The following is a 14365-nucleotide window of genomic DNA, read 5'->3' as shown; positions in this document are numbered from 1 at the left end:
GAGCAATGATTTTTTTCCCATAGTTACTTGAGCAATGATTTTTTTCCCATAGTTACTATGGGAAAAATTACATCATAATTATTATCTACCTGAACCATCATATTTTTTAACTCCTAGTTTCCATAAAAATATATCAAGACTTACAAAAATTACAGTTACAATTAGTTGAATTAACATTATTTTGTAAGACGATAAAATTAATACCATAGCTGATGGAGTTGCAATTAAGCCAAAAGGCATCAAAAAATTAAAGATAAAGTATCCCACTCCTTTATAAATAGGAGCTGGATACCTTCCAATTGTAATCATGCTTAAAAACAAATCCGTTCGCCCAAAGTTTGTAGGGAACCAAAAAGCCGAAATAGTCCAAATAAACCAAATAGAATAATAAATACTACATCCCAACAAACAAGAAAGAAAAGACAAGAACAAATTAATCCCTGTAAACTTAATAGAAATTAAAGCATACACAATTACAGCTACACCTAATAAAGAATTTAAAAGCTGCGTAAAATCTATAGATCGAAAAAAATAATACAATTGTGCATTCATGGGTTTAATCAATACAGAATCTAATTCACCTTCTCTGATATCATATTCAAGTTTAGGCATGGAGCGAATTAAAAAACTCATCATAATTCCATCAATAAATGTGTATATGCCAACTAGCAATAAACATTCATTAAATGACCATCCTACAATATTATCTACGTTTAAAAAAATGATTTTAAAAAAGATTATGGGTATACCCATCCAGATAATAGAAGAAAAAAGTCCAAATAGCATATCCAATCTAAACGAAAAACTATCTAAAATAGCTATCTTAATTAATGCCCTAATTAAACGAATGTTTTTATTTATCTTATCCCATAATATCTGCATATCTTTTTAGCCCTTTTTTAATAACTACCAATAACACAATGTACAATACAAACATCCAACCTAATTCAATTATTGTATTTTCAATCCAGTTATTTATAGGCTGATTTTCCAAAATAATGTTAACAGGATAATTACCGAAATATTTAAACGGCAATAAATTAACTACCTTTTTCCAAAAATCAGGCAAAATGCTTAAAGGAAAATAATACCCTGCCAATAAGCTTATAAGGACATCTTTTACCAGCAAAACAAAAAATAAATTTTCAAACCAAAAAGCTAAGCATCCAATTATAAATGAAAATAAAAACCATAAAACAGCTGTGAAAGTCAAACTAATTATAAAAAGTATTCCGCTAATTAAATTGATGTTTGTCTGTCTTACTAATATTAAATATATGACACCTACGATAAATATTGGTAAAAGTACAATTATATTTGCTATTCTGTCACCTATCATCTTATTAAAATAATATCTTTGAATAGTAATAGGTCTATGTAAAATATTAGATACTTTTCCCGAATGGATATCATTATTTAGTTCCCAATCAATGGCATACCAAATAAAAAAATTAATAAAATTTACTCCAACATAGTAAGTAATCATTTGACTATTAGTTAGTCCACCTATTTCTCTATTTCCATTTAAAATACCTGACCATAAATAAAACATAACTAATACAGGAATTATTGATTGTAATAAAAGGATAAATATACTACTTCTATTATAAAGAGAAGATTTTAAAGAAAGTTTAGCAATAGATTTATTAATTTTCATTATGCATTCCTTTCTTTAAGTAACTCAATAATTATATCTTCTATACGCGTGGTGCTAGTTAAATCGTTTTAGTTAATAAAAAAGTCCAATCGGACTAGACTCAAGTTGTAGTATCAAAAAGAAAAGAGTCTGATCTGATTGAACTGCCTTAAGCTTAAGCGTTTTAGCCACCATTTACAAGTTAGTTTTAAAGATTTAGTGATAATTTGTCGGCACTGGTATCGTTTGTATGCACCAGCTGAGTTTACTCATCGGCGAAATATTGATCAAATTAAAACTACGGACAGTCTGATTTTGGCTTTACTTATCTGGCAAGCTAAGACAGGAATTGAATCACAAAGAAGATTCTGTGAATGTTTCAATTGTTTATCACACTCACGTTTTAATCGGCGTTCACGTCAGCTATTGCAATTGATTTATCAGATACGGCAAGAAATGAATAAAAAGGTTGACCTGAATGGACAGTTCTTGATCATTGACAGCTTTCCGGTACCTGTTTGCCAACCAATTCGCAACTATCGTGCTAAAATTTTTCGCGGTTATGCCAACATTGGTTATAAGGCCACCAAGAAAATTTACTTCTATGGTTTCAAAGTTCATGCTATTGTTAGCGATGACGGTTACATTCTTGATTATGTCGTAACAAAAGCATCAGTTCATGATGCCAGGGAGACAGTTGAACTGATGGAAAATACCCATCCATCTAATTACTATCTTCTTGGCGACGAAGGCTATTTAGGCAAAGAACTGCATCAACAGCTAAAACAAATGGGTTATGAACTTTGGACACCATATCGTAAAAATATGACAGGAGCTAAAAAGCACAATGATCATCAATTGATGGCTATTCGCAGAACAATAGAAAGCGACTTTTCGCTTCTGACCTATTACAATGCCGAGAACAATCGAGCACGTAGTCTGATAGGCTTTCAAAGCCGGTTAGAAATTGCAATTTTAGCTTATAATTTGGCTTATTGTCTAGAACGATTTAACTAGCACCACGCGTATCTTCTATTTTTAATTCATTAATTTTATAATTCGTGCCTTGTCTTTCTTTAGATAATCTAGTAATTTCACTTTCTAATTTATTATTAGGAACCTTTATAGTGATAGTTGTATCTGTCTCTTTCACTATTTCATAAATTAACTTTTTCTTGTCAAACAATTCCTCTTTAGTAAAACTTATATATTTTACTCCTTTAAACTTATTTATAAGTTCTTGTGTTGACCCATTCCATATAAGATCACCTTTGTCCATAATTAATAATCTATCACACACTGTAATTATGTCTTCCATATCATGTGAAGTTAAAAATATGGTTATATTTTCTTGTTTATTAAGGTCAATCAAGAAATTTCTTATATCTCTTTTGGAAATTACATCTAATCCAATAGTAGGTTCATCGAGAAATAAAATTTTAGGTTGTATTATTATGCCAGCAAGAAATTCCATTTTCATACGTTCACCCAATGATAGCTTTCTTGTCTGGATATCTAATTTATCTTCAATATTTAACATGTGAGATACTCGAGTAAGAGTTTTATCAAAAACAGAATCATCAATTTCATAGATGACTTTTAATAAATTAAGATAGTCTCTGGGCGTCAAATCTGGAAAAAGTTGACTCTTATTTCCCATAACGACAGCAATGGATCTTTTAAAATCATTGCTTTGATCTGAGGGATTAAAACCTGAAACACGACAATAGCCTGAAGATGGATATAATGTTCCCGTCAACATTTTTATCGTTGTCGTTTTCCCGGCACCATTTTGTCCAATAAAACCAACACTTTCACCTTCATATACAGAAAAGCTAATAGAATTCACTGCAATAAGATCTTTCACTTTTGGATGAAATAAATTTTTTATTCTTTGACCAATACCATTTTCATGCAAATTAATTAAATACTTTTTAGTAAGATCTTGGACTTGGATTATTTGTTGCCTTTTCATCAAGGATTCTCTTCTTTCCCATTACAATTCAAAATTTCTATTACTTCTTCTGGATTATATGAAAATAGTAGTCTTAAAATTGAATCTCTTTCATATAAGGAATTAAAATTATAATTTATAAGTTTAATATTTATATTTCTGCTTTGAAAATTGGATAAATTTAGATAATTAAAATAACTTTCTTTTCCTGAAAGATAAGTTGTCGCATGTAACTTCATTAAAATATCTAAAACCTTATTTTTCTTTTTTGAAGTTATATGAAAATCTGAACTTTTTATTAATTTAGTATTTACGTTCAAATACTCTAATAATTTGGTTACAAAATTCATGTTAAAATCAGCTAAATTATTAGTAGGATACATAATTAATTTTTTTATTAATGGATACACATCTAAAAAATATTTTTCATGATTATATGCTTGAAAAATGAAACTGTCAAATAATCGTGTCGGGCTAAATATAGCTAATAAAATTGTTATAAAACCTATTATCCAAATAACAATCTTATTCGTAATTCCTTTATATACACCAGATATATTACAAAAAATAAAAAGATCAGTAATTATTGAAAAAACAGTAAGTAATAATATCAAAAAGAAATTAATTATCATGATGCTTTCTATGATGCTTTCTATGATGCTTTCTATGATGTTTTCTATGATGTTTTCTCATACTATTTTTATATGCTTGCCACAAAGGTTCCGAATCGAATCCAATTAAATTTACATATGGATCAGTCGTGCTACTATCAACAACATATTTTCCTAAACTCACATTATACTCATCTACTACAGCAGTTGCATATTGTTCACTCACGCTTCTTCCATTAGATGCAGCACTTACTTGTTTAGGTATAGCCATTAACATCGCTACAGCTCCCGCTAACATTAATAAACCGATCCCTATTTTTTTCAATTTCATTATTTTATACCTATTTTTAACAATAAACGTAATCGGAAGTATAATATCATATTTTAATCCACTATGAGCAAATCATCATATTCGCCTGCATTTGACATCAAATTTGAAATTGAAGTGCATGGACGCTGGATTAAGGTGGAAAGATAATCACTTCTCACTCACATAAACCTGATGACTTCGTGGAAACTCACGCTTAAACGCCGCAGTGAAAGCATGCCTTGCAACATTATCAGCAATCGCAAATGTATTAACAGTATTCTCATACCCTTGCTCAGTTAATTTCATCTGTCCACTATCAACTTCAATTGTTAACGAACGATCTTTCTTCTTAGTAAGCAACACCACACATTTCGGTTCTTTGCTTTTCAATAGCTGTTTTATTAATGACTTTACTTGTTTAATTGGTATTTCACGCATAATTATTCGCCCAGCAACACTTTTGCTCTTCTTAAAACCGGTAACTCTCTGGCCGCAATTAATTTACCAATTTTAGTTTCCGCACATTTTTTATATTCTTCTTCGGCATCCCGATAACTCAACCTTAAAGTCGACAAATGAAAATCTTCTATTTCATCCCTAGTTAAATGTTTTTTCACCAAAAGAAGTGACTTTGCAAAGATAATAATTATTAATATTATGGCGATGAATCAAATTATAGTAGTCACTAACTACACCAATCTTCGTAATAATTTCAACTTCAGCACCTAATTCTTCCTTGAGCTCTCGCTTAAGCGCAGTCTCTAGATCCTCACCGGCTTCAACACCGCCACCAGAAGTTTCGATTAAAGTTGCCTTACCAAAATCATCATCACGCTTAGCTCTAACAAAATAATAATTCTGTTGATCATCGACCACAATTGCTCGTACAATTTGGCGATCATGATCAGTATAAGTTAATGGCCATTCATTGTCTGACAATTGAATACTTAATTCCTGCATATCTAAATCCTCTTTTGCAAAAAAATAAAGCCCAGCAAAAGCTGAGCTTTATTTTAATTAATAATCAATGATTATTCTTCGTTTAATGATGAACGGTCGAATGAAGCATCCTTAAGTTCGTCATCGATGGTCTTAGTACCCATCCAAGAAATCATTTCCTTCATCTTAGCAGTAATTGCTTCAGCACCTGGCAATAATAACTTACGTGGGTCGTAACCCTTGTTCTTCTTGTCAAGGTCCTTTTCAGCTTCGATGTACTTACGAGTAGCATCTTGGAATGCTAATTGGAATTCAGTGTTGATGTTGATCTTAGCAATACCAAGCTTAATAGCCTTCTTAACTTGGTCTTCAGGAATACCTGAACCACCGTGCAATACAAGTGGAGTGTCAGGAACAGCTTCAGCAATTTCCTTAAGACGGTCGAAGTTCAAGCCCTTCCAGTCTGCTGGGTAAACACCGTGGATGTTACCAATACCACAAGCAAGCTTGTCAACGCCAGCTGCAACGAACTTCTTAGCATCTTCAACAGAAGCTAATTCACCGCCGCCTTGGTTTTCACCGATCTTACCGATTTCAGCTTCAACTGAAATACCACGTTCGTGAGCTAACTTGATGATTTCCTTAGTCTTAGCTAAGTTTTCTTCAGTTGGAAGTGCGTGACCATCAAACATAACTGATGAGTAACCAAGTGCAATACATTCCTTAGCTGATTCAAAGTCACCGTGGTCCAAGTTCAAGATAACTGGAACTGAGATGTTCATTGAATCCATTTGGTCAGCTACCATGTCCTTAACGAACTTGTAACCACCCATGTACTTAGCAGCACCAGTTGAAACTTGGATAAGTAATGGAGTTCTAGTTTCTTCTGCAGCACGTAATTCTGCACGAGTCCATTCCAAGTTGTTAGTGTTGTAAGCACCTACAGCGTAGTGGTTCTTACGAGCATCTTTAAAGATTTGATTACCGTTGTCAAAATAAGCCATTAAAAAATACCTCCTAAATATCTTACATGCATATTGTACCCTAATTCTCGAATTATTAACAATTTTTCACAAAATGTAAGCGTTATTTTTATATTTTCATGATTTTCAATTACATTTCCTTAGGAGCGTTAACGCCCAAAAGTCTAAGTGCTTCAGTCAAAACAATTGATGTAGCTTGAACTAAAGCAAGACGAGCACCAATCTTGTCATCCTTAGTTAAAATCTTCACGTTTGCGTAGTATTTATTAAATTTCTTAGCTAAATCAAGAGCAAACTTAGCAATTACAGATGGTTCAAACTTATCAGCACTTCTTGCAATAATTCTTGGGAAGTCAGCTAAGTCCTTAGCTACGGCAAATGCCCAGTCATCATCTAAGGCAAAGTCGCCTTCACTTGGCTTTTCACCCATTGCAGCGGCTTTACGCAAGACACTTTGTGCACGAGCATTAGTGTATTGAACGTAAGGACCAGTGTCACCTTCGAAACGTACAACTTCATCTAAGTCAAAGTCAAAGTTGTCTAAACGATCATTCTTCAAATCGTGGAAAATAACTGCGCCGACACCTACGTCATGAGCCACTTGATCCTTATCAGCTAAATCTGGGTTCTTTTCTTCAATTTGCTTTTTAGCAAGAGAAACAGCATCCTTTAATACTTGATCAAGGAAGACAACGTTACCCTTTCTAGTAGATAACTTCTTACCGCCTTGGGTAATCAAACCAAATGGAACATGGTGAATTTCATCGGACCAATCATAGCCCATCTTCTTAAGAACAGTCTTAAGTTCTACAAAGTGTTGAGCTTGTTCGTTACCTACAACGTAGAGCATCTTAACAAAGTCGTATTCCTTCATTCTCCACTCAGCAGCTGCTAAGTCACGAGTTAAGTAAATTGAAGTACCATCTGATTTAACGATAATGGCTGGGGTTTCATCAGGTCCCATATCTACAACTTGTGCACCGCGTGATTCATGAAGCAAACCTTTTTCCTTCAATTCATCGATTACTGGTTGCATCTTGTCATTGAAGAATGCTTCACCGTTGTATGAATCAAAAGTTACACCCAATTCCTTGTAGATGCGCTTGAAGTCTTCAAGAGAAACTTCACGGAACCATTTCCACAATTTAACTGCTTCTGGATCACCGTCTTCAAGTTTCTTGAACCATTCACGACCTTCATCATCGAGTTCAGGATTATTTTCAGCTTCTTTGTGGAAACGAACGTAGTAATGGAAAAGATTCATAATTGGATCTTTCTTAACGTCTTCTTCGTTGCCCCAGTGCTTGTAAGCAGCAATCAACTTACCAAATTGAGTACCATAGTCACCAAGGTAGTTAATCTTGATTGGAGTATAACCAACCTTTTCCATTGTCTTAGCAATTGAATTACCAATTACAGTTGAACGAAGGTGGCCCATTGACATCGGCTTAGCAATGTTTGGTGAAGACATATCAATTGGTATGTTGCCTTCACCCAACTTTTGATCACCGTAATGTTCTTTTTCAGATAAAACATCCTTCAGAGTTGAAGAAACAAGCTTTTCATGATCAATTGCAAAGTTTACGTAAGGTCCAACTGCCTTGATGCTAGCAAAATTATCACTACTTAAGTTTTCTGCAATATCTTGGGCAATCATTGCAGGATTCTTGCGCAAAGTTTTAGCCAAAATAAATGCTGGGAAAGCATAGTCACCCATCTTAACATTCTTAGGACGTTCAATTAATGCAGCAATTTTTTCTTTTGGTAAATCAACTTGGCTAGCAACTAAGTCAACAACTTCATTCTTAAAGTCCATATTTTCCTCTTTTCTAAACAAAAAAGCCTCTTCCTATCCTAGATAGAAAGAGACGAGCATTAACCCGCGGTACCACTCAAATTGATACAAAGTATCCGCTTATTTAAAATCATTATTATTCAGTTAGACACGCCTTCGTTATTCCTTAATACCTATCTTCCACCAACATAGGCTCGCTTAAAAAAGAAAATAATTACTACTTCTAACTTACTGGCAAAGATGATTATAGCAGGAAAGAATGGTGCTGGCTACTAATTTAGGTAAAAAACTATTCTTGTTCCGCTTCTAGCATCAACTTTTTTAATTCAGATTTACTAAAAGTAGCTCCATAATCTTTGATTAGCTTCGACATAATCCAATCATCAGACTGATCAAGTTCGCGCACATTTTGAACGAATTTTTTTACACCTATTCTTTGAGCTTCCAGTTTGCCTTCCGCTTTGCCTTCTCGACGCCCTTCTTCACGGCCTTGGCGACGTCCTTCTTTTCTAGCTTCTGCTCTTTCATCAGCTAACAGTACATCTAAGCTCATCTTTGCATCCCTTCACTCCGTACCTCTAATGTAATCTAAACGTTCCCGATCAATCTTCTTAATGAAATTACTACTATCTTTAGTCAACCCATATTTTATATAATCCAAAAATTCTTTTAGCTCTGGTGTAATCTGGCCTTTATAGCCTCTAGCATTAATCGAAATCCAATGTATTTTCGTATTAGCTTGCGAATCAGGATTATCTTTATCTAAAAGAAACATACCTTCATAGATATATTTTCCTTCGCCGAATGGATCGAATGGATAAATGAAAATAATATATGTTTCTCTAATTTGATCCAGATCTTCACCAGGCTTCAATGAATCTTGATCTGCGATAGATTGATAGTAGCGAAATCTGACACCAGGCCATTTTTGCTTGGTCGTTTGCATTTCTACATCAAAGATTTTTCCATCCTTGTTCTTTGCACACAGATCCATGATTACATTCTTCTCTAGCAAATTCTTGTTTAACTGCTTCTGAGGTGTAACTTCGACTTCAGTTATCCCCAGATCTGGAAGAATACTCTGCAACAAGTGCAAGCAATTCTCTATTTTGCTAAAAACATGCCCAAGGATGGGATCGCGAGTAATCGTTAGATTATGGTTTTCGTTTCGTACCACAATTATACCTTCCTTAACATAATTTGAGGTAAAAAATACCTCTACTATTTATTACGCAAAAGGGACAATTTTTTCGTGGGAAGTTACAAAAATTTTAAGCATAAAAAGTTCTTGCATTTTATGTAAATATCGCCATATAACATTTGTGTCGATAACGACTAATAAAAGATTGAATAAAAATTTACTAGCAGGAGGAAAAATAATGGCAAAATTAAACAACATGAATAAAGAATTCCACACCTTAGAAGACTTCGTGGGTACTCACTTCATCTACACTTACGACAATGGTTGGGAATATGAATGGTACTGCAAAAATGATCACACTGTTGATTACCGCATTCACGGTGGCATGGTAGCTGGCCGCTGGGTAAAAGACCAAGAAGCTCATATCAATCTTTTAACCGACGGAGTATACAAGATTGCTTGGACAGAACCAACCGGTACTGATGTTGCACTTGACTTCATTCCTAATGAACACAAATTAAACGGAACAATTTTCTTCCCTAAATGGGTCCAAGATCATCCCGAAATCACAGCTTGTTACCAAAACGAACACATCGATTTAATGCATGAATCTCGTGAAAAATACGATACCTACCCAAAGATGGTAGTTCCAGAATTTGCCAAAATCACTTATATCGGAGATGCTGGCACAGATAATGGAGAAACTATCGCTGAAGCACCTTATGAAGGTATGACTGACGACATTAGAAATGGCAATTATTACGATGAAAATTACCGCATCATCAAAAAAGATGGTCACAAGTACGTTCAAAAATAATTAATTTTTCTTTTTTGGTAAAATGAACTTATCAATTAAAGAAAAGATGATTCCATGCCAAAAAAACGCATACTTCCCTACATCATTATGGGAATTTTAAAACAAAACCCTAATTCAACAGGTAAAGAATTAACCAATCAATTTAACGAAGAAATCGGTGAATTCTGGAAAGCATCCCACAGCCAAATCTATCCTGAACTCAAAAAGATGCTAGCTGATGACTGGATTACTGGAACTCAAAAGGAAAACAACGAAAAAGAGATCAATTACTCACTAACTAAAAAAGGCGCTCTCCAATTAGAAAACTGGATAAAGCAGCCTATCACAGAATTAGCAGTCAGCCATGATCTCTTTTCACTCAAATTATTCTTCATTAATGATCAAAATGATCCACGGATTGCGGAATTAATCAATGAAGAAAAAGCATTGATCAAAACACAGTTGCAACACTTGTATGCTCGCAAGAAATTACTATTCAGTAATCAAAAAGATATAGAAAAAAACTATGGTCATTACTTGATCTTAACGCGGGCTATCTCTCGTAATGAGGGTCAACTTGAATGGCTCAACTCACTATGAAAAAAGCGCTACTCAAAACTGAGTAACGCTTTTTCTGTATTAATGATCTTTAATAACTACCTTAGTGCCATCAGGAATATTATCCATTAACCACTTAGAGTCTGGTACACTGAGTCGAATACAACCATGAGAACCTTGAGTTCTACCCAACTTAGCAGCTTCCTTCATATTATAGCTACCATCACCCTTAGTTGGCACAGAGTGGAATAAGTAAACATTATCTGGACTCCAACTAGTCCAATTGTTAGCCCCTTCATTCAAATTATAGTTAAAGAAGCTATCACCACGACCAGCTTGAATAGTATAAGTTCCAGTTTGAGTAAGAGACTTGCCCTTCTTATAAATACCACCTGTTGACAGCATAGTATAAATTACTTTACCTTTTCTAAGCAAGTAGGTACGGTTGCCTTCAAGTGATACTCTTAAAGTCAAATCTTTTTCAGTAGGACTAATCTTAGGATGATTTTTAGTTTCGCTCTTTTTATTCCAAGTCCCCGCCTTTCTTAGATCCTTAGGATCTTTATAAGGGCGCAAAATATCACCATCTGCTTTGGTATTTTTATGTTTAGTTTTATTTTTCTTTTGTTTAGCAATTTTTTGGGTAGAAACAGCCTCTTGAGAAACGTCAGACTTCGGCGCACAAGCCTTAGCCAAACCAATAATAGCTCCGAAAGCAATTATAATACTAGCTACAACAACAATATTTTTCTTCATAAATATATTAATCTTCTTTATCTGTAGTTTTTAATAAAAATTATGCTACGCGTCTTCATAGCATTATGTTAAAAAACATCCCTAAATAGTGGGATGTCTTTATGACTACTAAAATTTTAACATGTTTAGTCTAATTCGGAATATTTTTTCATTAATTTAGGCAATATTTTAGAAATTTTTGTTGGTCTAACCACATAATTATCTTTATTAATTAAATCACCAGCCAAAGAATGAATGTAAACTGCAGCTAAAACCGTATCCACGCTTGGGCCAAATTGTGCTACAAAGCCAGCAATAATGCCAGCCAAAGTATCGCCCATGCCGCCGGTAGCCATGCCAGGATTGCCAATTGGATTAACGAAAAATTGACCTGTTCCATCATAAACATGCGTATGATTGGATTTTAAAACCAGCATTGCATTGCTATCTGGAATCAATTGATTAAGAGCATCAATATTTGCGCTATCTGTTTGAAATGGAATACGAATTTGGCTTAATCTCTGCCATTCCATTTGATGCGGCGTCAAAATCAAATGTCCAGCATTAGCAGGTAACACAGTTTTATCTTCACCGATCAAATCCAATGCACTAGCATCTAAAATTACCGTTTGATTTTCTGAAGTACATCTTCTTAAAATTACCAAAATTTGTCTAGCCAAATCGCTCATTCCAAGACCTGGTCCGCAGACAACTACGTCTACCTTTTTAATCAAATCAGCTAACTTGCTATCGCGCCAGTCAATGAACATTGCCTCTGGCAAACGAGCATGTAAAGCTGACATATTAAGGGGATGCGTTGCAGTCGCTACTAAACCAGCACCAGCATTAACAGCACCTTCAGTAGACATAATAATTGCACCGCCATAGTTTTCGCTACCGCCGATTAAAAGCACGCGACCATATTTTCCTTTATAACTGTCGCTGGCTCTTTTTTTGATAACTTTCTTTAAAATGTCTTCAGTTATTTCTGTCATTTTATCTGCCTCCGAAAAGCATCCGCCAAATTCTTACAAAGAAGTTAACCTTACCATTTGCGGCAAGTGCCTTAGCTTTTACATTCATTCCGTTAGGATTTGATAATGAAACAATCTTTTCATTGCCAGACTTAAATTGATAATTGCCAACTACTTGACCTTTAGTAATTGGTGCTTCGATTGTTTGCTTGTTTAATTTAGCTACTAAAGTCTTGCCATCAGCAGGATCCCAAATAGTGGTCTTTTCCTTAAGACCTAAATTAGTAGTAGCGTTATCTCCATCAGTTACCTTGATGTTTTTGGCACCAGCCATTTGACTGCCTTCATTAAAAGTTACAGGACGATACTTAGTGAAGACATAGTTCATTAACTTCTTAGTTTGCATAAAACGTGCAGGATCAGTACCATCCTTATGACGTGCACCCATGACTACAGTGATTAAACGCGCACCAGCATGATTAACAGTTCCGATAAAGCAAGCACCTGCAGCATCAGTGGTACCAGTCTTCAAGCCATCTACTGGGTATGCTTGGTCATATTGAGAAAGACCTTTTAGCATCCAATTAAAGTTAGCCATCTTAGTAGTATGACCTTGGTCTTTGAAATCTAAATGAGCTAACTTAGTAGTATCTAAGACTTCAGGGAAATCTTGAATTAATTTTTGACCTACAATTGCCATATCCTTAGCTGACATGGAATTTTCAGCATTTTTATTTACACCAGGATATGCATCCTTACCTAAATTACCATTTGGTAAACCACAAGCAGTGTAAATTTTAGCGTCTTTAATGCCCCATTTCTTAACTTGTGCACGCATTTGATCGATAAATGCCTTTTGTGAACCAGCAATGATTTGGCCAAGAAGCATGGCAGCACCATTAGCTGATTCGATTAAAGTTGCTTGATAAAGCTGCTTAATAGTGTAAGAATGACCCATTTTAAGAGGGACATTTGAATATTCTGCATTGTTAGCCACTTTTACAATTGGAGCAGTTGGCTTAACTTTTTGATCCCAAGATAATTTTTGATTCTTAATCGCATTTAAAGTTAAGTAAACTGTCACTAGTTTAGTCATAGAAGCAATTGGCAATGTTTTATCTGCATTTTTTGCATACAAAACTTGACCGCTATTACTATCAATAGCAATCGCTGACTTGACATCTAATTTAACTTGATCCGTTTGATAATTAGCCACATCCGCCTTAACAGGTGCTGAAAATGTTGCACCACACGATACTAATGAAATAAGAGCAACGAGACTGATAACAGCTCGTTTTATCTTTTTACTAAAAAACATGAAACCCGTCCTTTTGAATAATAAAGTATATTTATGCTTACATTTTACCAAATATTTGGTATTATTATTCATGTACATGAGAAAAATGCCCGCTTGGCGGAATTGGCAGACGCGCAGCGTTCAGGTCGCTGTTCAGGTGACTGAGTGAAGGTTCGAATCCTTTAGCGGGCATAAGTAAAGACCTAGCAGTATTTGCTAGGTCTTTTTGCTATAATCAAAAAATCACTGCATATTACTATCACCGTCACTTGCTGTATAATTATAAGTAAGCAATAGCAAATAGAAATGAGGCTATTATTATGCAAAAAAGATTAACTAAATCACCTGATAAAATTTTAGCTGGTGTATTTGGCGGTATCGCTAATTACTTCGGTTTTGATCCAGCTTGGGTAAGAATTATAGGTGCAGCTGTAATTCTGTTCACTGGTATTTTCCCTGGCATCGCACTTTACATCATTGCCGCAATGGTAATGCCAGAACCTGGTGCATCATCCCCTAAAGCTGAAAAACACGACACAGATTATCACACCGGTCGTTCTAACAGTATGGATAGTGATTTTACCAAAACAAATGATGAAAAAGAATCAGATTCTAAAGACAATGAATAACTAGAAA

General features: G+C 34.5%; 17 protein-coding genes, 1 tRNA gene and 1 pseudogene. 5 read left to right on the top strand and 14 right to left on the bottom strand.

Going from position 1 to position 14365, the window contains the following annotated elements:
• Positions 1-81: 81 nt before the first annotated feature.
• Entirely contained in the window at positions 82-882 is an 801-nt protein-coding gene (locus tag AADV52_RS00445) for an ABC transporter permease (RefSeq protein WP_012212173.1), read from the bottom strand.
• A complete protein-coding gene (locus AADV52_RS00440) occupies positions 863-1657 on the bottom strand; it encodes an ABC transporter permease (RefSeq protein ID WP_107775406.1) in 795 nt (264 codons plus the stop codon). The genes AADV52_RS00445 and AADV52_RS00440 overlap by 20 nt, the downstream gene beginning before the upstream one ends.
• A gap of 138 nt (positions 1658-1795) precedes the next feature.
• On the opposite strand from AADV52_RS00440, the gene AADV52_RS00435 reads away from it, so the two are divergent.
• Positions 1796-2653 (top strand): IS982 family transposase, encoded by an 858-nt coding sequence (locus tag AADV52_RS00435; protein WP_035164034.1) that lies wholly within the window; start codon positions 1796-1798, stop codon positions 2651-2653.
• Here the strand turns inward: AADV52_RS00435 and AADV52_RS00430 are convergent.
• From AADV52_RS00430 to AADV52_RS00390, 9 genes and pseudogenes are all read right to left on the bottom strand, one after another.
• Positions 2646-3611: an ABC transporter ATP-binding protein gene (locus AADV52_RS00430; protein WP_014918390.1), complete on the bottom strand. Its 966-nt coding sequence runs from the start codon at positions 3609-3611 to the stop codon at positions 2646-2648. The genes AADV52_RS00435 and AADV52_RS00430 overlap by 8 nt on opposite strands.
• Positions 3611-4222 (bottom strand): WbqC family protein, encoded by a 612-nt coding sequence (locus tag AADV52_RS00425; protein ID WP_014918389.1) that lies wholly within the window; start codon positions 4220-4222, stop codon positions 3611-3613. The genes AADV52_RS00430 and AADV52_RS00425 overlap by 1 nt, the downstream gene beginning before the upstream one ends.
• On the bottom strand, positions 4212-4532 hold the full coding sequence (locus AADV52_RS00420) for a hypothetical protein (protein WP_014918388.1): 321 nt from the start codon (positions 4530-4532) through the stop codon (positions 4212-4214). The genes AADV52_RS00425 and AADV52_RS00420 overlap by 11 nt, the downstream gene beginning before the upstream one ends.
• 147 nt (positions 4533-4679) lie before the next feature.
• A complete protein-coding gene (locus AADV52_RS00415) occupies positions 4680-4949 on the bottom strand; it encodes a hypothetical protein (protein WP_014918387.1) in 270 nt (89 codons plus the stop codon).
• 2 nt (positions 4950-4951) lie between these two features.
• A pseudogene (locus tag AADV52_RS00410) lies at positions 4952-5471 on the bottom strand (NUDIX domain-containing protein).
• Between the two features lie 71 nt (positions 5472-5542).
• On the bottom strand, positions 5543-6454 hold the full coding sequence (locus AADV52_RS00405; protein ID WP_014918386.1) for a class II fructose-bisphosphate aldolase: 912 nt from the start codon (positions 6452-6454) through the stop codon (positions 5543-5545).
• Positions 6455-6563: 109 nt separating this feature from the next.
• On the bottom strand, positions 6564-8249 hold the full coding sequence (argS, locus tag AADV52_RS00400) for an arginine--tRNA ligase (protein WP_014918385.1): 1686 nt from the start codon (positions 8247-8249) through the stop codon (positions 6564-6566).
• 268 nt (positions 8250-8517) lie between these two features.
• Complete coding sequence (locus AADV52_RS00395; RefSeq protein WP_014563157.1) at positions 8518-8781, bottom strand: hypothetical protein; 264 nt, start codon at positions 8779-8781, stop codon at positions 8518-8520.
• Positions 8782-8793: 12 nt separating this feature from the next.
• Positions 8794-9405, bottom strand: a complete 612-nt coding sequence (locus tag AADV52_RS00390; protein WP_041808655.1) for an Rpn family recombination-promoting nuclease/putative transposase — start codon at positions 9403-9405, stop codon at positions 8794-8796.
• A gap of 220 nt (positions 9406-9625) precedes the next feature.
• On the opposite strand from AADV52_RS00390, the gene AADV52_RS00385 reads away from it, so the two are divergent.
• Positions 9626-10186: a phenolic acid decarboxylase gene (locus AADV52_RS00385; protein WP_041808923.1), complete on the top strand. Its 561-nt coding sequence runs from the start codon at positions 9626-9628 to the stop codon at positions 10184-10186.
• A gap of 54 nt (positions 10187-10240) precedes the next feature.
• Positions 10241-10765 carry a PadR family transcriptional regulator gene (locus AADV52_RS00380; protein ID WP_014918382.1) on the top strand — a complete coding sequence of 175 codons (525 nt, stop codon included), beginning with the start codon at positions 10241-10243 and terminating at the stop codon, positions 10763-10765.
• A 39-nt stretch (positions 10766-10804) separates the two neighbouring features.
• On the opposite strand, the gene AADV52_RS00375 is transcribed toward AADV52_RS00380, so the two are convergent.
• The 3 genes from AADV52_RS00375 to AADV52_RS00365 form a co-directional block, all read right to left on the bottom strand.
• Complete coding sequence (locus AADV52_RS00375) at positions 10805-11479, bottom strand: L,D-transpeptidase (protein WP_014918381.1); 675 nt, start codon at positions 11477-11479, stop codon at positions 10805-10807.
• Positions 11480-11604: 125 nt separating this feature from the next.
• Positions 11605-12453, bottom strand: coding sequence for an NAD(P)H-hydrate dehydratase (locus AADV52_RS00370; protein ID WP_107775374.1), 849 nt, complete (start codon positions 12451-12453; stop codon positions 11605-11607).
• 1 nt (position 12454) lies between these two features.
• Entirely contained in the window at positions 12455-13750 is a 1296-nt protein-coding gene (locus AADV52_RS00365) for a serine hydrolase (RefSeq protein WP_014918379.1), read from the bottom strand.
• An 87-nt stretch (positions 13751-13837) separates the two neighbouring features.
• On the opposite strand from AADV52_RS00365, the gene AADV52_RS00360 reads away from it, so the two are divergent.
• Positions 13838-13921, top strand: a tRNA-Leu gene (locus tag AADV52_RS00360).
• Between the two features lie 128 nt (positions 13922-14049).
• Positions 14050-14358: a PspC domain-containing protein gene (locus AADV52_RS00355; protein WP_014918378.1), complete on the top strand. Its 309-nt coding sequence runs from the start codon at positions 14050-14052 to the stop codon at positions 14356-14358.
• The last annotated feature ends 7 nt before the right edge of the window (positions 14359-14365 follow it).

This window comes from Lactobacillus helveticus (assembly GCF_046109915.1).
GTDB classification, from domain to species: Bacteria; Bacillota; Bacilli; order Lactobacillales; family Lactobacillaceae; genus Lactobacillus; species Lactobacillus helveticus.
Note: the sequence above shows the minus strand (reverse complement) of the source record. Positions and strands in the feature narration are given on the sequence as shown.

Bases quoted from the DNA above. Each gene is read 5' to 3' on its own strand.
- AADV52_RS00385 (WP_041808923.1), top strand. From the start codon at position 9,626: ATGAATAAAGAATTCCACACCTTAGAAGACTTCGTGGGTACTCACTTC.
- argS (WP_014918385.1), bottom strand. From the start codon at position 8,249: ATGGACTTTAAGAATGAAGTTGTTGACTTAGTTGCTAGCCAAGTTGAT.
- AADV52_RS00395 (WP_014563157.1), bottom strand. From the start codon at position 8,781: ATGAGCTTAGATGTACTGTTAGCTGATGAAAGAGCAGAAGCTAGAAAA.
- AADV52_RS00425 (WP_014918389.1), bottom strand. From the start codon at position 4,222: ATGATAATTAATTTCTTTTTGATATTATTACTTACTGTTTTTTCAATA.
- AADV52_RS00445 (WP_012212173.1), bottom strand. From the start codon at position 882: ATGCAGATATTATGGGATAAGATAAATAAAAACATTCGTTTAATTAGG.
- AADV52_RS00405 (WP_014918386.1), bottom strand. From the start codon at position 6,454: ATGGCTTATTTTGACAACGGTAATCAAATCTTTAAAGATGCTCGTAAG.
- AADV52_RS00440 (WP_107775406.1), bottom strand. From the start codon at position 1,657: ATGAAAATTAATAAATCTATTGCTAAACTTTCTTTAAAATCTTCTCTT.
- AADV52_RS00415 (WP_014918387.1), bottom strand. From the start codon at position 4,949: ATGCGTGAAATACCAATTAAACAAGTAAAGTCATTAATAAAACAGCTA.
- AADV52_RS00365 (WP_014918379.1), bottom strand. From the start codon at position 13,750: ATGTTTTTTAGTAAAAAGATAAAACGAGCTGTTATCAGTCTCGTTGCT.
- AADV52_RS00380 (WP_014918382.1), top strand. From the start codon at position 10,241: ATGCCAAAAAAACGCATACTTCCCTACATCATTATGGGAATTTTAAAA.
- AADV52_RS00375 (WP_014918381.1), bottom strand. From the start codon at position 11,479: ATGAAGAAAAATATTGTTGTTGTAGCTAGTATTATAATTGCTTTCGGA.
- AADV52_RS00420 (WP_014918388.1), bottom strand. From the start codon at position 4,532: ATGAAATTGAAAAAAATAGGGATCGGTTTATTAATGTTAGCGGGAGCT.
- AADV52_RS00430 (WP_014918390.1), bottom strand. From the start codon at position 3,611: ATGAAAAGGCAACAAATAATCCAAGTCCAAGATCTTACTAAAAAGTAT.
- AADV52_RS00355 (WP_014918378.1), top strand. From the start codon at position 14,050: ATGCAAAAAAGATTAACTAAATCACCTGATAAAATTTTAGCTGGTGTA.
- AADV52_RS00370 (WP_107775374.1), bottom strand. From the start codon at position 12,453: ATGACAGAAATAACTGAAGACATTTTAAAGAAAGTTATCAAAAAAAGA.